Annotated in this window: 18 protein-coding genes, 1 pseudogene and 2 riboswitches; of the genes and pseudogenes, 10 read left to right on the forward strand and 9 right to left on the reverse strand. The window is 70.9% G+C overall.

From position 1 onward, the window contains the following. From ACTWPT_RS58590 to ACTWPT_RS58615, 6 genes and pseudogenes are all read left to right on the forward strand, one after another. Positions 1–185, forward strand: a pseudogene (locus ACTWPT_RS58590) (ABC transporter permease); the annotation flags it as partial. After that, complete coding sequence (locus ACTWPT_RS58595) at positions 172–1,086, forward strand: ABC transporter ATP-binding protein (protein ID WP_443186228.1); 915 nt, start codon at positions 172–174, stop codon at positions 1,084–1,086. The pseudogene ACTWPT_RS58590 and the gene ACTWPT_RS58595, both read left to right, overlap by 14 nt. Continuing rightward, positions 1,055–1,855: an ATP-binding cassette domain-containing protein gene (locus tag ACTWPT_RS58600; protein WP_443186229.1), complete on the forward strand. Its 801-nt coding sequence runs from the start codon at positions 1,055–1,057 to the stop codon at positions 1,853–1,855. The genes ACTWPT_RS58595 and ACTWPT_RS58600 overlap by 32 nt, the downstream gene beginning before the upstream one ends. After that, a complete protein-coding gene (locus tag ACTWPT_RS58605) occupies positions 1,852–3,024 on the forward strand; it encodes a M20 family metallopeptidase (RefSeq protein WP_443186230.1) in 1,173 nt (390 codons plus the stop codon). Before ACTWPT_RS58600 ends, ACTWPT_RS58605 begins: the two co-directional genes overlap by 4 nt. A 26-nt stretch (positions 3,025–3,050) precedes the next feature. After that, positions 3,051–4,175, forward strand: a complete 1,125-nt coding sequence (locus tag ACTWPT_RS58610) for a P1 family peptidase (RefSeq protein WP_443186231.1) — start codon at positions 3,051–3,053, stop codon at positions 4,173–4,175. Further along, on the forward strand, positions 4,172–5,692 hold the full coding sequence (locus tag ACTWPT_RS58615; protein ID WP_443186232.1) for an aldehyde dehydrogenase family protein: 1,521 nt from the start codon (positions 4,172–4,174) through the stop codon (positions 5,690–5,692). Before ACTWPT_RS58610 ends, ACTWPT_RS58615 begins: the two co-directional genes overlap by 4 nt. 15 nt (positions 5,693–5,707) lie before the next feature. On the opposite strand, the gene ACTWPT_RS58620 is transcribed toward ACTWPT_RS58615, so the two are convergent. Continuing rightward, the gene (locus ACTWPT_RS58620) at positions 5,708–6,631 is read right to left on the reverse strand and encodes a LysR family transcriptional regulator (protein WP_443186233.1); all 924 of its coding nucleotides are present in this window, start codon (positions 6,629–6,631) and stop codon (positions 5,708–5,710) included. A gap of 98 nt (positions 6,632–6,729) precedes the next feature. Between ACTWPT_RS58620 and ACTWPT_RS58625 the strand changes: the two genes are divergently transcribed. Further along, on the forward strand, positions 6,730–7,557 hold the full coding sequence (locus ACTWPT_RS58625) for an isocitrate lyase/PEP mutase family protein (RefSeq protein WP_443186234.1): 828 nt from the start codon (positions 6,730–6,732) through the stop codon (positions 7,555–7,557). Between the two features lie 67 nt (positions 7,558–7,624). Here the strand turns inward: ACTWPT_RS58625 and ACTWPT_RS58630 are convergent, their stop codons facing one another. Further along, complete coding sequence (locus ACTWPT_RS58630; RefSeq protein WP_443186235.1) at positions 7,625–7,798, reverse strand: CsbD family protein; 174 nt, start codon at positions 7,796–7,798, stop codon at positions 7,625–7,627. Positions 7,799–8,295: 497 nt separating this feature from the next. Here ACTWPT_RS58630 and ACTWPT_RS58635 point away from each other — a divergent pair, with 497 nt between their 5' ends. Then, entirely contained in the window at positions 8,296–9,405 is a 1,110-nt protein-coding gene (locus ACTWPT_RS58635; protein ID WP_443186236.1) for a DUF418 domain-containing protein, read from the forward strand. Positions 9,406–9,528: 123 nt separating this feature from the next. Here ACTWPT_RS58635 and ACTWPT_RS58640 read toward each other — a convergent pair whose 3' ends face one another. Next, positions 9,529–10,086 (reverse strand): DUF4142 domain-containing protein, encoded by a 558-nt coding sequence (locus ACTWPT_RS58640; RefSeq protein ID WP_443186237.1) that lies wholly within the window; start codon positions 10,084–10,086, stop codon positions 9,529–9,531. Between the two features lie 67 nt (positions 10,087–10,153). After that, on the reverse strand, positions 10,154–10,915 hold the full coding sequence (locus ACTWPT_RS58645; RefSeq protein ID WP_443186238.1) for an SDR family NAD(P)-dependent oxidoreductase: 762 nt from the start codon (positions 10,913–10,915) through the stop codon (positions 10,154–10,156). An 86-nt stretch (positions 10,916–11,001) separates the two neighbouring features. Between ACTWPT_RS58645 and ACTWPT_RS58650 the strand changes: the two genes are divergently transcribed. Beyond that, positions 11,002–11,658 carry a class I SAM-dependent methyltransferase gene (locus ACTWPT_RS58650; protein ID WP_443186239.1) on the forward strand — a complete coding sequence of 219 codons (657 nt, stop codon included), beginning with the start codon at positions 11,002–11,004 and terminating at the stop codon, positions 11,656–11,658. A 12-nt stretch (positions 11,659–11,670) separates the two neighbouring features. Here ACTWPT_RS58650 and ACTWPT_RS58655 read toward each other — a convergent pair whose 3' ends face one another. The 4 genes from ACTWPT_RS58655 to ACTWPT_RS58670 form a co-directional block, all read right to left on the reverse strand. After that, the gene (locus ACTWPT_RS58655) at positions 11,671–12,216 is read right to left on the reverse strand and encodes a GNAT family N-acetyltransferase (protein ID WP_443186240.1); all 546 of its coding nucleotides are present in this window, start codon (positions 12,214–12,216) and stop codon (positions 11,671–11,673) included. 129 nt (positions 12,217–12,345) lie between these two features. Continuing rightward, a complete protein-coding gene (locus ACTWPT_RS58660) occupies positions 12,346–13,362 on the reverse strand; it encodes a zinc-dependent alcohol dehydrogenase (RefSeq protein WP_443186241.1) in 1,017 nt (338 codons plus the stop codon). Between the two features lie 61 nt (positions 13,363–13,423). Then, on the reverse strand, positions 13,424–13,810 hold the full coding sequence (locus ACTWPT_RS58665) for a VOC family protein (RefSeq protein ID WP_443186242.1): 387 nt from the start codon (positions 13,808–13,810) through the stop codon (positions 13,424–13,426). Then, positions 13,807–14,094, reverse strand: a complete 288-nt coding sequence (locus tag ACTWPT_RS58670) for an ArsR/SmtB family transcription factor (RefSeq protein ID WP_443186243.1) — start codon at positions 14,092–14,094, stop codon at positions 13,807–13,809. The genes ACTWPT_RS58665 and ACTWPT_RS58670 overlap by 4 nt, the downstream gene beginning before the upstream one ends. Before the next feature lie 147 nt (positions 14,095–14,241). Between ACTWPT_RS58670 and ACTWPT_RS58675 the strand changes: the two genes are divergently transcribed. Next, positions 14,242–15,276, forward strand: coding sequence for a zinc-binding dehydrogenase (locus tag ACTWPT_RS58675; protein WP_443186244.1), 1,035 nt, complete (start codon positions 14,242–14,244; stop codon positions 15,274–15,276). Between the two features lie 41 nt (positions 15,277–15,317). Here ACTWPT_RS58675 and ACTWPT_RS58680 read toward each other — a convergent pair whose 3' ends face one another. Further along, on the reverse strand, positions 15,318–16,094 hold the full coding sequence (locus ACTWPT_RS58680; protein ID WP_443186245.1) for a glycoside hydrolase family 25 protein: 777 nt from the start codon (positions 16,092–16,094) through the stop codon (positions 15,318–15,320). Positions 16,095–16,105: 11 nt separating this feature from the next. Next, positions 16,106–16,248, reverse strand: a riboswitch (cyclic di-AMP (ydaO/yuaA leader). Positions 16,249–16,704: 456 nt separating this feature from the next. Further along, positions 16,705–16,824, forward strand: a riboswitch (cyclic di-AMP (ydaO/yuaA leader). This riboswitch is flagged as partial in the annotation.

A 16,824-nucleotide genomic window follows, 5' to 3' on the forward strand; every position in this document is an offset into this window, starting at 1 on the left:
GCCCGCCCACCCCGTCGTGGGGGCGGATGCTGCAGGAGTCGCAGGAGCTGTTGTTCTCCACCCCGCGCCTGGCGCTCTGGCCCGGGTTCGCGATCGCCCTCGCGGTGCTCGGCTTCAACCTCCTCGGCGACGGGCTGCGCGACTACCTCGACCCCAAGCTCAGGAGGATCCGTGCTGAAGGTTGAGGGACTCTCCGTGCGGGCGGACGCGGTCGAGCTCGTGCGCGACGTGTCGTTCGAGATCGGGCCCGGCGAGCGGGTCGGGCTCATCGGCGAGTCAGGATCCGGCAAGTCGCTGACCGCGCTGTCGCTCATGGGGCTGCTCCCCGAGGGCGTCGCGGCCTCAGGGCGGGCCGCGCTGGACGGCCGCGACCTGGTCGGCGTGCCCGAGAAGCGGCTGAAGCGGCTGCGCGGCCGGGACCTGTCCATGGTCTTCCAGGAGCCGATGACCGCGCTCAATCCGCTCATGCGGATCGGCGCCCAGGTCGCCGAGGTCATGACCTTGCACGGCACCCCACGCCCGCAGGCCTACGCCCGGGCGTACGAACTGCTCGAACGGGTCCGCCTGCCCGAACCCCGGCAGATCGCGCGCGCGTACCCGCACCAGCTGTCCGGCGGTCAGCGGCAGCGTGTCATGCTCGCCATCGCCCTGGCCAACGAGCCTCAGCTGCTCATCTGCGACGAGCCCACCACCGCGCTCGACGTCACCGTGCAGAAGCAGATGCTCGACCTGATCGCCGAGGTCGCGCCCGCGCTGCTGTTCATCACCCACGACCTCGCCGTCGTCGCCTCGGTCTGCGAGCGGGTCCTGGTCATGTACGGCGGGCGCGTCGTCGAGAGCGGCCCCATCCGCGAGGTCTTCACCCGGCCCCGCCACCGCTACACCGAGGGCTTGCTGGCCGCCTCGAAGCTCACCCCGCGCGGCACCCGCCTGCCCACCATCCAGGGCAGCGTCCCGGCGGCCGGGCACTTCCCCGGCGGCTGCGTGTTCGGGAACCGCTGCCCGCACGTCACCCCCGACTGTGAGACGGCACCGGCGCTGACAGGAGACGGCCATGCCCACGCATGCTGGCACCCCGCTGATTGACGCTCGCAACCTGACCCGCGTCTACCGCCGCCCCCGCACCTCGCTCACCAAGCCCGGTGCCGCCGTGCACGCGCTGAACGACGTGTCGCTGACCATCGGCAGGGGCGAGCGGTACGGCATCGTCGGCGAGTCCGGCTCCGGCAAGTCCACCCTGCTGCGCCTGCTCTGCGCGCTCGACCAGCCCACCAGCGGCACCATCACGTTCGACGGCCGGGAGATCACCGGCCGGCCCGAGCGGAGCCTGCGGTTCCTGCGCGAGAACCTCCAGATCGTCTTCCAGGACCCGATGAGCTCGCTCGACCCCCGCATGCGGGTGCGCGACCTCGTCGCCGAGCCGCTCGTCGCCCTCGGCCTGCCCGTCGGCAACCGGGTCGCCGAACTGCTCGACGAGGTCGGCCTGCCGGCGGCCGCCGCCGACCGCTACCCGCACCAGTTCTCCGGTGGGCAGCGGCAACGCATCGCCATCGCCCGCGCGCTCGCGCCCCGCCCGGCGGTGCTCGTCGCCGACGAACCCGTCAGCGCTCTGGACGTTTCCGTCCGCGGGCAGATACTCAACCTGCTGGCCGACCTCGTCGACGAGCTCGGGCTCACGCTCGTGTTCGTCTCGCACGACCTGTCCGTGGTCAGGCACGTGTGCGAGACGGTCGCGGTCATGAGCCAGGGCGAGATCGTCGAGACCGGGCCCGTGGACGACGTGTGGGCGGCGCCCGCCCACCCCTACACGCGTACGTTGCTGCAGGCCGTACCGACTCTGGAGGGATTGCTTTGATCGACGTCGATGCCGATGGAGTGGTGGCGTTCACCCAGGCGCTGGTGCGCATCCCCAGCACCAACGACCCCGGACGGCGCGAGCAGGAGGCCGCCGAGCTCGTGGCGGCCCGCATGCGGGAGTGGGGCTGGGAGCCCACCGTGTACGAGGTGGCGCCCGGCCGGCCCAACGTGGTCGCCGTCGTCGAGGGCGGCGGCGGTGACGGGCCGACGCTGATGTTCGAGGGCCACACGGACGTGGTCACCGAAGGCGACCTGTCGACGTGGACGGTGGACCCGTTCGGCGGGGAGATCCGCGACGGCCGGCTGTGGGGACGCGGCAGCGCCGACATGAAATCCGGCCTGGCCGCCACCCTGTACGCCACCCGCGCCCTGCAACTGGCCGGGCCGTTCCCCGGGCGGATCAAGGTGTGCGCGCTGGCCGACGAGGAAGGCCTCATGATCGGCGCGCACCACTTCGTCTCCGAAGGGCTGGCGGCCGGCGTGGACGGCGCGATCGTGGCCGAGCCCGAGGCGGGCGAGATCTGCGCGGTCGCCAAGGGCGCGCTACGGCTGCGCGTGGACCTCGCAGGCAAGATGGCGCACGGCGCGATGCCGCAGCACGGCCGCAACCCCATCCAGGCGATCGGCCCGCTGCTGGTCGGGCTGCGGGCGCTGCAGGAGGAGCTGCAGGGCCGGCATCCGGTGCACGAGCACCTCGGCGAGGTGTACGTGACGCCGACCGTGCTCCAGGCCGGCTCCGAGGAGCAGGTCAACGTCATCCCCGCGACGGCGTCGGTGTTCGTGGACGTGCGGACGATCCCAGGTGTGGAGCACAAGGAGATCGCCGACCAGGTGGCCGCCCTGGCCTCCTGCGACGGGATCGGGGCCGAGGTGTCGGTGCTGGTGGACCGGCCGCCGGTGGACGTGCCCGTGTCCGACCCCGTGGTGGCCGCGCTGGCCGCCGCCCACCGCACCGTCACCGGTGAGGAGCCCGTTTACGGCGGGGTGCCCGGATCGACCGACGGGACCGTGCTGACGCACTGGGGCGGGATCCCGTCCGTCGTGTACGGGCCCGGCGGGAAGTGGATCGCGCACCAGGCGGACGAGTACGTGGAGGTTGAGGAGATCGTCCGGTGCACCCGGGTGTTCGCCGAGGCCGCCCGCCGCTTCCTGACCGGTGACCTGTGATGCGGCCTGGTCCTACTAATTCGCTGGTGGACGTGGCGGGACTGCGTGTAGGCCACGCCCACCGAGTGGGGGGCGGCTACCGTACCGGCACCACCGTGGTCCTGGCCCCCGCCGAGGGCGCCGTGGCGGGAGTGGACGTGCGCGGGGCCGCGCCGGGGACGCGGGAGACCGAGCTGCTCGACCCGCGCAACCTGGTCGAACGCGTGCACGCCGTGGTGCTGACGGGCGGGAGCGCGTACGGGCTGGCGGCGGCTTGCGGGGTGGTGGAACGGCTGGCGGACGCGGGCATCGGCTACCCGGTGAGCGGCGGCGTGGTGCCGATCGTCCCGGCGGCCGTCATCTTCGACCTCGGCCGCGGCGGCGCCTTCCGCGCCGTCCCCGACGCCTTGCTCGGCACCGCCGCCCACGACGCCGCCACCCACGCCTCTCCCTCCCAAGGGACCGCAACCCCGGTCGCGTTGGGCGGCGGCCCCGGCACCTCCTCCTCCGGAGGGACCGCAACCCCGGTCAGTGGGGAAGCCGCGGCGCGCCCCACAGCCGTACCCGCCCTCGGGACGGCACCCCCGACGGCGAGCGGGTCGATCGGTGCAGGGACCGGGGCGATGGCGGGCGGCCTGGCCGGAGGGGTCGGCACGGCCAGCGTCATACTCCCCGACGGCACCACCGTCGCCGCCCTGGCGGTCGCCAACCCCGTCGGCTCCGTCCTGGATCCCGCCGACGGCACCTTGGCCGGCACCCGGTACGGGCTCCCCGGTGAGTTCGACCACCTCCGCCCCCCGGCCCCGCACGACGTCCAGGCCTGGAACCCCCGGAAAGCACCGTCCTTCAACACCACCATCGGCGTGGTGGCCACCGACCGCACTCTCACCAAGGCCCAGTGCGGCAAACTAGCCGCGGTGGCCCACGACGGCCTGGCCAGGGCCATCCGACCGGCCCACACCATGACCGACGGCGACACGATCTTCGCCATGGCCACGTGCGCCGCCCCCGCTCCCGCCCAGGACGAGTTCCAGGACATGCTGGCGGCCGCGGCGGACGTCTTCAGCCGCGCCGTCGCCCACGCCGTCCTCGCCGCGACCGGCCGCGAGGGCGCGCCCGCGTACCTCGACGTGTTCCCGAGCGCAGCAGCCACCACAGGGGGAATCTCATGACCACCGACACCACCTGGCCGGACGGCCTGCCCATCGGCGACGGGTGGGTGCAAACCGGCCGAACCTCGGACGTGATCTTCCCGTACGACGGCTCTGTCGTGGCCGCGGCCCCCCTGGGCACTCCCGCCCACGCCGCCCGAGCCGTCGAGGAGGCCCTGGCCGTCGCCCCCGCCATGGCCTCCCTCCCCTCGCACGCCCGCCGCGCCGCCCTCATGAAGGCCCACGACGCCCTCGAAGCCGACCGCGACGCGTTCGAACGCCTGCTCGTCATGGAGACCGGCAAGCCGCTGGTGGACTGCAAGGTCGAGGTGGCCAGGACGCTTCTCACGCTCGCCACCGCTGCCGAGGAAGTCGCCAGGCTGCACGGCGAGACCGTGCCGCTCGACCTCCTGCCGTCCGGAGAGGGCCTGATCGGCTTCTGGACGCGCCGCCCCATCGGCGTCGTCGTCGGCATCACGGGCTTCAACTACCCGCTGCTCCTCGCCGCCCACAAGATCGCCCCCGCGGTGGCGGCCGGCTGCCCCGTGATCGTCAAGCCCGCCCCGGCCACCCCGCTGGCCACGCTCTGGCTGGTCCACCTCCTCCGCTCCACCGGCGCCCTGCCCGCCGCGGCCGTGCAGCTGGTCACCGGCGACGTCGAGGTCGGCCGCACGCTCGTGGAGGACCGGCGGATCGGCGCGGTCTCGTTCACCGGCTCGGCAGCCGCCGGCCACGCCATCGCCCGAGGCGCGGCCCCCACCAAGGTCCTGCTGGAGCTCGGCTCGAACGCCGCGCTCATCGTGGCCGCCGACGCCGACCTCGAGGCCGCCGCCGACGCGGTCGTCCGTGGCGGCTACTACGCCTCCGGCCAGGCGTGCATCTCGGTCCAGCGGGTTCTGGTGGAGGAGCCGGTACGCGAGGAGTTCCTATCCCTGCTGGCCGACCGCGTCAAGACCGTCGCGGTCGGCGACCCGCGCCTGCTCGAGACCCGGGTGGCCCCGCTCATCGACGAGGCCGCGACGGACCGGGTCCTGGAGTGGATCGCCGCCTCCGGGGCCGAGCCGATCACGGGCGGGGTCCGCGACGGCCGGACCATCGCGCCGACCGTGCTCGCCGGCGTCCCCGACGGGGCCGCCGCCTGGGACGAGGAGATCTTCGGCCCCGTGGTGTGCGTACGCGCGGTGCCCAACCTGGAGGCCGCGTTCACGGCGGTCAACGCCTCGCGGTACGGCCTGCACGCGGCGGTCTTCACCCGGTCGCTGGCCACGGCGTTCGCGGCGATCGAGCGCCTCGAGGCCGGGGGAGTGGTGGTCAACGACGTGCCGGGATTCCGGGCCGACAACATGCCGTACGGCGGCGTCAAGGACTCCGGCATCGGCCGGGAAGGGCCGCGCTTCGCCATCGAGGAGTTCACCGTCACCAGGATGGCCATCATCCGGCCTAGCGTCTCGGGCCGGCCCTCTTCGAGAGACCTCCTCTCCGATGGACCTCCGCCGAATTGCGGAGGGTGGCGACGGAGCGCAGGCCGACCGTGGTGACGTGCGCAAACAGGGCTAGCCGAGCAGCCCGGGCGTGTGCTCCTTCAGCACCTCGATGAAGGCCGTCGCGGGTCGGCTCTGGTAGCCGCGCCGCCTGCGGACGACGACCACGGGCAGGCCCGCGTCCATGTTCGCGACCTCGATCGCCCGCAGGCTGCCGATGCGCAACTCCTCCCGGACACTGCTGATGGGCATTAGGGTGACGCCGAAACCTGCCTCCACCAGTCTCTTCTGCGCGGTGAGGCTGTCGATTCTGGTGATCGGGGATTCCGTCAGCCCGGACGTCGTCAACTGGCGTTCGAGTAGGTGGCCGAAGGAATCGGGCTGGCCCCGCTCGGGGGAGAAGCCGAGCCACCGCTCCTTCCGCAGCGCTCGCAGGTCCGGCACGCTGGAGGCGGTGACCGGGTGCGACGCGGGCACCACGACCAGGAGCTTCTCCACGCCGAGCGGGATCGACTCCAGCTGCGGGTCGGCGTCGGGGAAGTAGCGAAGGCCCAGAGATGCCTCGCCGCCGCGGACGAGTGCGCTCACCTCGCGGCTCGTCGCGGTGCGCAGCTCGACGGAGACCTCGGGGAACTCCGCCTCGAACGTGCGCAGTGCGTCGACAATGTGCGAGTCGGCCAGGGTGCCGACGATGGCCAGACTGAGCGTCCGCGCGCCCGCGGGTTCCTGCGCCACGTCCCGTACGGCTCGCTCGCCGTCACGGATCGTCGCGAGCACGGCCTCCGCGTAAGGCAGAAGCGCCCTGCCCGCCTCGGTGAGCGACACCCGCCGCCCGGTCCGCTCGAACAGCGCCGCGCCGCCCAGCGACCGCTCCAGCTCCCGGATCCGGCGGCTGATGGCGGGCTGGGACCGGTTGAGCCTCTTGGACGCCTCCGTGAACCCGCCTGTCCGGGCGATGCAGACGAACGCCTCGATCTCCTCGACCGTCACACCCATCAGCATTCCTGATAAACAGCATCATTTCTATGCATTTGACTGATTGATAGGCGAGAGGTGACGCTCGTACCCGACCAGTTCATGAGGGGAGTGCACCAATGACCACCGATCAGATGGCCAGGGCGACGCGTTTCCGTGCCCTTCACGAACGATCGGAGCCCTTCCTGCTCCCCAATCCCTGGGACGCGGGAACGGCGCGGCTGCTGGCCGGCCTCGGCTTCGAGGCCCTCGCCACCACGAGCCTCGGAGTGGCGAACACGATGGGCCGCGCGCGGGCCGGCCGGCGGGACATCCTCGACAACTGCCGCGTCATCAGTGAGGCGACGCCGCTGCCCGTCAACGCCGACCTCGAGAACGGCTACGCCGACGAGCCCGCGGAGGCGGCCAAGATGATCCAGGATGCGTGCGCGTCCGGCGTGGTCGGGGCGTCCATCGAGGACGCGTCGGGCGACCCCAGAGCGCCGATCTACGACTTCGGGCTCGCCGTCGAGCGCGTGCACGCGGCCGTCGAGGCGGCGCGCTCCCTGCCCGTGCCGCTCGTCCTGACCGCCAGGGCCGAGAACCTGCTGTACGGCGTCGCCGGCCTCGACGACACCATCAGACGGCTCCAGGCGTTCGAGTCCGCCGGCGCGGACGTCCTGTACGCGCCGGGACTGCGGACGCTCGACCAGATGCGTGCCGTCGTCTCCTCCGTCGGCAAGCCGGTCAACGTCGTGATGGGCTTCGCCGATCCCACGATCACGCTTGAGCGGCTCGCCGGGATCGGGGTACGGCGGGTGAGTGTCGGTGGCGCGCTCTCCCGGCTCGCGCTGCGCTCGTTCTTGGACGGCGCCCGGCAGATGCGGGAGGGACGGTTCGGATTCGTCGCCGAGATGGCCTCGATCAGCGAGCTGCACCAGGCATTCGAGCGGGGCCGCGGAGCGTGACGACGGACAGTGGCGAAGGCCCCGCCTGATGGGCCTCCGCCGCTGTCCGTCCGGCGTCGCGGAACCGCTACTTCTTGAAGACGTCCTTCACCTTTTCCTTTGCCTGCCTGAGATTGGCCTTGGCCTTCTCGGCCTTCCCCTTGGCCTGCAGGGACGCGTTGTCGGTGATGTCGCCGGCGCGTTCCTTGGCCCGGCCCTTGGTCTCCTCGACCTTGCCCTTGGCCTTCTCTTTCCTACCCATATCGCCCTCCCCCGGAGCGTATTGGTGCGATCCCCGCGACCGACTTCCCCACTGCCCGAGTGACCGGCGGATACACCCATCGCGGCAGCACCCTGTGCTGGGAGCCGAATCCGCCCTTGTATCTTTTCCCGATTTCCTAATGCGACTGCCTGGATAACTCTTTTGCTGATGAGTTCTCGGCACAAAAACCCATCAGCCGAAAAGCTTCACATTGCTCATCGAGCCCTTTTCATCCTGCATGACGGCCCTTTTCGGCGAGTTGCAGGAGGAGGATGGCCTGCACGATCGGGTCGCGCAGTGTGGCACCAGCAGCGCAGCCAGGTCGGCACGTTCCAGGTATTCGAACGTCGTGACGGCGCGCTCGCCGAAACCGGCAGCGCCTGCGGCTCCCGGTCAGGGCATCGGGTCTTGATCGGCCGAAAGTATGATCTCGGACGCCGTGAACCCTGCTTTCGACCCGTGCCACCCCTTGGGCGGGCCCCGCAGGATGAGGCCCTATGCCACGCGAAGAGCTCCCCCAAGAACCGCACCCCAAGGGCCCGGCCAGCCATCCCGGCCACCATCTCCCGCACGACGGACCCACCACCGCCTCCCCCGATCGGCAGACCGCCGCGCCGGCGTCCGGCCGGCCCCAGACCCCTGCGCTCTCCTCCGGTCGGCCCCGAATCATCGCGCTCGACGTGCTGCGCGGGTTCACGCTGTGCGAGATCCTGCTCGCGAACATCCAGCTGATAGCCAACGACGGCTCCGCTGTCGTGACGCAGCCCATGGGCGACTGGGACCCCTGGCTCGGGCTCCCGATCTTCTCCCTGCTGTTCGGTATCGGGTTCTCGCTGCTGCTGGACTCCGCCGCCAACCGCGTCCCCCGCCCACGGCTGGTCCTGCTGCGCCGGCTTCTGGCGCTGCTCGCGATCGGCCTTGTGCATGTGCTGCTGTGGCCGGGCGAAATCCTGACCAAGTACGCCATCGTCGGCATGCTGGTGCTGCTGCCCTCGACCTGGCTGCCGAGGTGGGCCGTGGCCGGCCTCGCCGCCGCGCTCGTCCCGGCGGCGCTGATCGGCGGGGGCGGGCCCCTGCTGATTGCCGGGCTGTTCCTGCTGGGCTCGGCACTGGTCCGATACGGGGTAATCGAGCAGATCGAGCGGTCCACCCGAGGGCCGGTCCTGCTGGGCCTGGGCTTCGCGGCGGGCGCGGCCTCTGCCCTGTGGGTGCAGGCCGACGTGCAAACCGGGTCGGGCACGACGCAGCCGTCCTTTACGTCCAGCCTGGCCGATCTGCTGCTCGCCGGTGTGTACGTGTGTGCCCTGCTGGTCCTGCTCAGAACGCCGCTGCGACCGGCGCTACAGGCAGTCTTCGCGCCACTGGGCCGGATGGCACTGACCAATTATCTGACCGCCACACTCCTGGTCCTGGCGGCCAGTCACATCCTCGGCCTGCCGATCGGCCAGTCCTTGGCGGCGGCGTACCTGGCCGCGGGAGCCATCCTCACGGCCCAGTGGCTGTTCTCCACCCTCTGGCTGCGCCGCTACCGCCAGGGCCCCATCGAGTGGCTCTGGCGCTGGGCCACCTGGGCCCACCGCCCGCCCCTCAGCCGAGCCAGGACGTGATGGGCTCGGGGCCGGAGCCTGTGATGACGACGTCGTCCCATACCACAGCTCGCGGCGCGGGTGACGCGCCGCGAGCTGCCGCTTGAGCGGCACGGGAACCCGGTCGTCAGGCGGGCGAGCAAGTCACTGCTCGGCGCGGATCATCCGCAGGTGGTGCCGGATCACCGGCGCGCTGTCGCGCGCCAGGTCCTTCACCCACTCGGAATGACCCAGGCGAAGCTCCACCTGAGCCAGCCGGAGTGACCGGTAGTGGGCGTCGGCCTGCAGCCGCAGCCAGGCCCGGTCGAAGCGATGACCCGACCTAGCGGTCACTGCGCGCAGGGCGGCCCGCTGCTCGGCGCTCGGGGCATCCGGGATGCGGACGTCCAGCCGGTCAGCGACCGAACGCAGCCTCGCGTCCAGCCGGCGATGATCACGGATCAGCCGCCAGGCGATCGCGCGCACGCCTCTGTCGCGGGACTCGCGCAACGCGGCCCGGCCGGCCGCGATCTCGGCGAGGTGGCCCCTGTGCGCCTGCCTCAGATACGCCCGGTCCTGGGCGGAGGCATGCAGCACCCAGCCGGCCTGATCGACCGCGCTGGGAGCGGCGGTCGCCGTGGTCTGGGCCTGCGCCGCCGGGGCGATGGTCAACGCCAGCACGGTCGCGAGGGTCGCGGGTGCTAATTTCCGTGCTGTACTCATCGGTCAGGTCCCTCCTTTCTTGGGACGGACCCGTGGCTGCTGCCCTATTAGGGCGGGGATATTCACCTCAATTCGGCGGGTCGAATCGGCCATCCACGGCGGTCCAGCCGCCGTCCACGTACAACACCGATCCCGTCACGAAGCTCGCGGCGTCGCTCGCCAGGTAGACCACCGCCCCGGCCATCTCCTCCGCGGACGCCCAGCGGCCGAGCGCGCTCTTGGCGGCGTACGCGGCGTACCAGGCGGGGTGGTCCTTGATCTGGCGGGTCAGCGGCGTCTCGACCACGCCGGGCGCGATGGCGTTCACCCGCACCCCGTGCGGTCCGAACTCGGCGGCGGCCGTCCGCAGCAACTGCACGAGGCCGGCCTTCGTGGCCGAGTAGACGCTCTGCCCCGGCTCGGTGACGCTCGCCCGGATCGACGCGAACCCGATGATCGACCCGCGCCCCCGTTCCACCATGCCCGCGCCGAACGCCCGCACCACGTCGAACGAGGCCCGCAGGTTCAGCCTCACCACCCGGTCGAACTCCTCGCCCGAGTAGTCGAGCAGCCGCTTGCGGACGTTCGTGGCGGCGGTGAACACCAGCACGTCGGCAGGCTCCTCTTCGGCGGCCCGGCCCACGGCCCCGGCGTCGAGCACGTCGAGCAGCCGGGCGGTGCCCCCGCACGCGGCGGCGGTCTCCTCCGCCGCGGCCAGGTCCCGGTCGGCGCACACCACCGACGCCCCGTGGGCCGCCATGGCCAGCGCCGCCTCCCTGCCGATCCCGCTTCCTGCCCCGATCACCACGGCCCGGCGCCCGTCCAGGCGGAACAGCGCGTCATATCCCATGACAGGCAACCCTAGCGACTGGTCTGACCAGTACACCAGGTGCCTGCCTCCGTGAAATGTCGGTGGCCGCTGCCACGATGGGTGTCATGCAGAGCATCGCCGCATACTGGGACGCTGCCGCCGACTCCTTCGACGAGGAAGCGGACCACGGGTTGCGCGACTCCAGAGTCAGAGCGGCCTGGGCCGATCGGCTCGCCGCGTGGCTGCCCGAGAGCCGGGCCGACGTGCTGGACCTGGGGTGCGGCACGGGGTCGCTGTCGCTGCTGCTCGCCGAGCGCGGCCATCGGGTCGCGGGGGTAGACCTGGCGCCCCGGATGGTGGCGCGGGCGCGGGCGAAGCTGGCAGGCACGGGCGCGGTCGTGCTGGTCGGGGATGCCGCGCGGCCGCCTGTGGGGGAGCAGCGCTTCGATGTGGTGCTGGCCCGGCACCTGCTGTGGACCATTCCCGAGCCAGAGGCCGCCCTGACCCGCTGGGCGGCTCTGCTGCGTCCCGGCGGACGGCTGGTCCTCGTGGAGGGACGCTGGAGCACGTCCAGCGAGGGGAGAGATCAGGACTTAACAGCGGAGCGGGGTTCGGGCGCGGGCATGCCGTGGGATGGCGGGGTGAGCGCGGGGGATCTGGTGGCGGCGGTGCGGCTGACCGTCGCGGACCTCGCGGACCTGCACGTCGACGTGCTCACCGACCCGGCGTTGTGGGGCAAGGAGATCGAAGACGAACGTTACGCGGTGGTCGCGGTCACGTAGCCCATCCCCGGCTCACATTCGCCGCCGGGCCTCCCAGTCGGGCCGCAGCAGCTCGTACTCCACCTCGCCCTGATCAGTGCCGTCGATGGGGTCGGGCCAGTCCATGAAGAAGGTCCGTACGTGCCTCAGCCCGGACTTCTCCATGACCCGCCGCGATCCCAGGTTCACCGTCATCGTCTGGGCGAACACGCGGCGCGCGCCCAGCTCGCCGAACGCCTTGTCGATCAGTGCTAGCGAGCCCTCGGTCGCGTAGCCCTTCCCCCAGGCCGACTTGTGCAGCCGGTAGCCGAGCTCCGGCTCGTCGGCGGGCTTGCCCTTGGCCGCCCGCAAATGGAACCAGCCGAGGAACGCCCCCGAAGGCTTCTCGATCGCCGCCCAGAAGCCGGAGGCGATGAACCTCGGCAGCGTCTCCTCGACGATCACCTTGCGGGGCGTCGGCTTGCCGCCGTTGAGGTATCGCATGACGTCGGGATCGTTGTGCAGGTGGAAGAGGTCGTCGGCGTCCGACTCGGTGAAGCGGCGCAGGATCAGCCGGTCTGTCTCCAGGTAGATGTCCACCCGGAAACGCTAACCAGCGGGCAGATCCGGGGCGACGGATTTTCGGATGCGCGGTCAGCCCAGGCGGGGGATCTCTGCGGGCGGATCCGGCTGTGACGGCATCTCGGTGCGATCGGGTGTTGCGGGCGGTCAGCCCAGGCGGGGATCGATGAGGATCTTCGGAGCGTCGCCCCAGCTGGGCCGCCGTTCTCCCGACAGGACCGCGGCGGCCTCGTCCAGCGGGACGGTGGCGGCGACCAGGGGACGCGGATCGACCTGCCCGGAGGCGTACAGGTCGATGGCCCCCGCGAGGCCGCCGGAGGCGCTGAGCACGCCGACCGCCGTCACGTCCTTGAGCACCAGGCGGCGCGTGTCGGCCAGGCTGGGCGCGGCCGACAGGCCGATGAAGACCACGTTGCGGCCCGGCTCCACGAGCTCGAGCGCGAGCGCGGGAGAGCCGGACCCCGTCGAGGCGTCGATCACGGCGTCGAACCTCAATGGCGGCTCCGGCGGCGTCGTCCAGGTCTGGGTGAAGCCGAGCGAGCGGGCGAACGCCAGGGAGCGCCCGTTCACCCCGAGCAGGTGCACCTCGACCCCGTGGGCCACCGCGATCATGGCCGCCAGCAGCCCGATCGTGCCCGGCCCGATGACCAGCAGCCGCTCACCGGGCGCCACCGCGGCGGCGCGGACCGCCCTTAACGCGTTTCCACCCGGCTCCACCAGAGCGCCGAGCACCGGATCGACCGGGTCGGGCAGCGGCTGGAGCGCCCGGACGGGCACGGGAAGCCGTTCGGCCAGCGCTCCAGGCCAGCCGTTGCGCACGCCGATCTCGTACCGGTCGGCGCACAAGTGCTGGCGGCCCGCCACGCACCGCGCGCATTCGCCGCACCCCAGCATGGTGTCGCCGGTCACCCGCCGCCCGGCCCAGGCGGGATCCACGCCGTCGCCGACCTCCCGCACGGTGCCCGCCCACTCGTGTCCGATCCGCACCGGGTAACGGGCCTCGCCAGTACGCAGGTACGCCATCGCGCCCGAGAAGAACTCCATGTCGGTGCCGCACACCCCGGCCCGCTCCACCTCGACCACCACCTCACCGGGCCCCGGCGCGGGCGGCTCCACCTCCTGGACCTCCGCACGTCCTGGACCTGTGATGACGAAGGCACGCATGCGGGCAGACGCTACCGCAGCACCACCGGCGCATAAAGCAGCACGCCGGTCCGCCGGGCGGCTATCCCTGGGCGGCGATCTGGATGAGGTTGCCGCAGGTGTCGTCGAAGACGGCCGTGGTGACCGGTCCCATGACGACCGGTTCCTGCGTGAAGCGCACGCCGAGGCCCTTCAGCCGCTCGTACTCCTTATGCACGTCGGACACCGCGAACGAGGTCATCGGGATGCCGTCCTCCACCAGTGCCTGCTTGAAGGGCGACACGGCGGGGTGGCTGGAAGGCTCGAGAACGAGTTCGGTGCCGTCCACGTCGTCCGGCGACACGACGGTCAGCCAGCGGTCCTCACCCAGCGGGACGTCGTGCTTGACCGTGAAGCCCAGCACGTCGGTGTAGAAGCGCATGGCGTGTTCCTGATCGTCCACGAACACGCTGGACAGGTGGATCTTCATTCTGGCTCCTTTGTGGCGCGCCTGAGCCATCGGTCGACGATAGGTTCGAGCGGCGCCGTATTGATGAAGTGGAATTTGTAGCGGCCTTCGCGGCGCGTCTCCACCAGGCCGGCGGCTTCCAATACGTCCAGGTGCTGGGAGATCGCCTGCCGCGAGGAGCCGAGCTGGTATTTCATCGCCAGGCGCGTACAGATTTCGAACAAGGTCTGCCCGTCCTTCTCGGTCAGCTCGTCGAGGATCTTGCGCCGGGTGGAGTCGACCAAGGCCTTGAACACGTCGCCCACGGACCCCACGATAGGCAAGTAGCGACTTGCATGTCAATGCGGGGCATTTTTAACGACAACGGACCTGGAGCAGACGCGCCGATCACACGATCGCGGCCGACCCCGGGTACCTGTGACGACGAGAGAAGTCACGATGGGAAGGTCCTCATGCGAGCAACCTTGATCTACGGTGCCCGTGACGTGCGCGTCGAGGATGTCCCCGACCCGGAGATCCGGCAACCCACGGACGCCGTGGTCCGCGTGCTGCGCTCGTGCATCTGCGGCAGCGACCTGTGGCCGTACGGGGCGAGGCCCGCCACCGAGCAGGGCGAACGCATCGGCCACGAGTTCCTGGGCGTGGTGGAGGACGTCGGCGCGGAGGTGACGGGGCTGAAGACCGGCGACGTGGTGGTGGCGCCGTTCGTGTGGTCGGACAACACCTGCGACTTCTGCCGCGAGGGTCTGCAGACGTCCTGCCGGCACGGCGGCTTCTGGGCGGCGGACGGCGTGGACGGCGGCCAGGGCGAGGCGGTACGCGTGCCGCAGGCCCACGGGACCCTGGTCAAACTGCCGGTCGGGGAGGACTCCCCGCTGCTGCCGTCCCTGCTCGCCCTGTCGGACGTGTTCCCTACCGGCCACCACTGCGCGGTGACGGCCGGGGTCGGGCCGCACACCTCGGTGACGGTGATCGGCGACGGCGCGGTCGGGCTGTGCGCGGTGCTCGCCGCCAGGCGGCTCGGCGCCGAGCGCATCGTGCTCATGGGCCGGCACAAGGCCCGCACCGCTCTGGGGCGCGAGTTCGGCGCCACCGACCTCGTCTCCGAGCGTGGCGGTGAGGGCATCGAACGGGTACGCGAGCTGACCGGGGGCGACGGCACTCAGGCGGTGCTGGAGTGTGTCGGCACCAAGGAGGCGATCGAGACGGCCTTCGCCGTGGCCCGCGCCGGCGGCGCGGTGAGCCGGGTCGGTGTGCCGCAGTACGAGGAGGTGCCGATGGGATTTCCGGAATTCTTGCGCAACCTCACCCTCACCGGCGGGGTGGCCCCGGCCCGGGCCTACATCGAGGAACTGCTGCCCGAGGTGCTGGACGGGACGATCGACCCGGGCCGGGTCTTCGACCGCACGATCGGCCTGGAGGACGTGGCGGACGGCTATCGCGCGATGGCCGCCCGCGAGGCGCTGAAGGTCCTCATCCGTCCCTGAGCCGAAGGCGGCGCGAGGAGCTTTGGGTCGGGAGGCGGGCGTCAGGCGGCGGGGCGGCCCAGGTCACGCAACTCCTCGGGGGTCAGCGCGGAGACGTTCTCGTCGACGGGGACGTCGGTGTACTGGTGGATGGTCCACGACTTCCAGTCGGCGGGCGGGGTGACCGCACCCTTGGGCTTGCTGTAGTGGGCGACCCACAGCGGGTATTCGGCCAGGCCCTTGCCGTAGGTGTCGGCGAAGTTCCAGCCGCTGTAGAACATCGGGCTGATCCCGGTCTTGGCCTTGACGTGCGACAACCACGCCTTGGCCCAGGCGTTGACCTCGTCGACGGACTCGCCGTCGGTGGTCTCCAGGTCCAGGACCAGCAGGTCGCCGTGCTTGGCGGGCTGGGAGTTCACCACGGACAGGAAGTGCTCCGCCTCGGCGATGGGGTCGTTGCCGGGGTGCCCGTAGTGGTAGGCGCCGCGCACGATCTGCTTCTTGTCGAGCTCGCGCCAGTGCCTGGCGAACGAGGCGTCGCGGAAGCTCGTGCCCTCGGTGGCCTTGATGATGCCGAACTGGGCCGAGCTCGCGGACCAGTCGTAGAGCGGCTCGTGGTTGGAGATGTCCAGGCCGAAGGCCAGCGATTCGGACGCGGGCTGAGCCTCGTGCACAGGACTGTGCTCAGGGGATGAGGCGATTGCCGTGCCGACCACGCCCGTGAGGGCGGTGGCTCCGGCCAGGATCACGCCACCGAGGGCGAGACTGAGCTTCTTGGAGGGAAAGTCGCGACGGTTCTTGAGGGAATGGACGACTGCGGCAAGCCGGGGCTTGAGCATGGGGCATTGACTCCTTGCTTCCATACCGCCTACCGGGTTAGCTGACGGGTTCGGGCGTGGAAGTGCCCTACGCGCGCAGCCTGGGTTGCGTGCGATTCACCCCGAAAGGATGGGTCCCCGGTTCCGCGAGGCGCGGATTCGGCGGCCGAACGTCATCCCCAGGGATCCCCTCGGGACGCGCACGATCCGGTCAACAAAACGGCAACGACGCGGACGAGAGCCCTCCACGACGTATACCGCGATTACGCAAAAGGTATATATCTCCCCATGGATAGCGCAAACGAGGCGCAACTCATTCCCCGAGTCGTGGACGAGGCGCACAGTGCTCACAGGGTCACCTTGATCGCAAGCTATTGCGGCCGGTCGGACGGAGGTCGCAGCCGCCGGCGCGTTTGGTAAACCCCGCCCGGAGTTGGGTAAAGAATTCTGCCCGCAATCGCCTATGTCATAGGGGATCCTGTTGCCGGCGCCCGAACCTCGCTTGCATCTTTCTATGCCGTTCGCTTACGTTTAAGGACTCAGGGCGTACGCCAGGCAAGATTCATGCCGCGTTAGCGCCCTTCGTTTTGCCGAGACCGCGTCTCACCAGCACGGACATTCAGATTCGTGAGGGACGCGGCCGCCGAATTCGCGATCACGCGGAACCGGGGACCCAATTCTCTGGGGTGAATCGGCGCGCTCAACACGAGCGCCCCGTAGGGCACTTCCACGCCCGAACCCGTCAGCTAAC

This window comes from Nonomuraea sp. 3N208, assembly GCF_052245935.1.
Lineage (GTDB): Bacteria > Actinomycetota > Actinomycetes > Streptosporangiales > Streptosporangiaceae > Nonomuraea.

Bases quoted from the DNA above. Each gene is read 5' to 3' on its own strand.
- ACTWPT_RS58600 (WP_443186229.1), top strand. From the start codon at position 1,055: ATGCCCACGCATGCTGGCACCCCGCTGATTGACGCTCGCAACCTGACC.
- ACTWPT_RS58615 (WP_443186232.1), top strand. From the start codon at position 4,172: ATGACCACCGACACCACCTGGCCGGACGGCCTGCCCATCGGCGACGGG.
- ACTWPT_RS58620 (WP_443186233.1), bottom strand. From the start codon at position 6,631: ATGGGTGTGACGGTCGAGGAGATCGAGGCGTTCGTCTGCATCGCCCGG.
- ACTWPT_RS58625 (WP_443186234.1), top strand. From the start codon at position 6,730: ATGACCACCGATCAGATGGCCAGGGCGACGCGTTTCCGTGCCCTTCAC.
- ACTWPT_RS58630 (WP_443186235.1), bottom strand. From the start codon at position 7,798: ATGGGTAGGAAAGAGAAGGCCAAGGGCAAGGTCGAGGAGACCAAGGGC.
- ACTWPT_RS58635 (WP_443186236.1), top strand. From the start codon at position 8,296: ATGCCACGCGAAGAGCTCCCCCAAGAACCGCACCCCAAGGGCCCGGCC.
- ACTWPT_RS58640 (WP_443186237.1), bottom strand. From the start codon at position 10,086: ATGAGTACAGCACGGAAATTAGCACCCGCGACCCTCGCGACCGTGCTG.
- ACTWPT_RS58645 (WP_443186238.1), bottom strand. From the start codon at position 10,915: ATGGGATATGACGCGCTGTTCCGCCTGGACGGGCGCCGGGCCGTGGTG.
- ACTWPT_RS58650 (WP_443186239.1), top strand. From the start codon at position 11,002: ATGCAGAGCATCGCCGCATACTGGGACGCTGCCGCCGACTCCTTCGAC.
- ACTWPT_RS58660 (WP_443186241.1), bottom strand. From the start codon at position 13,362: ATGCGTGCCTTCGTCATCACAGGTCCAGGACGTGCGGAGGTCCAGGAG.
- ACTWPT_RS58665 (WP_443186242.1), bottom strand. From the start codon at position 13,810: ATGAAGATCCACCTGTCCAGCGTGTTCGTGGACGATCAGGAACACGCC.
- ACTWPT_RS58675 (WP_443186244.1), top strand. From the start codon at position 14,242: ATGCGAGCAACCTTGATCTACGGTGCCCGTGACGTGCGCGTCGAGGAT.
- ACTWPT_RS58680 (WP_443186245.1), bottom strand. From the start codon at position 16,094: ATGCTCAAGCCCCGGCTTGCCGCAGTCGTCCATTCCCTCAAGAACCGT.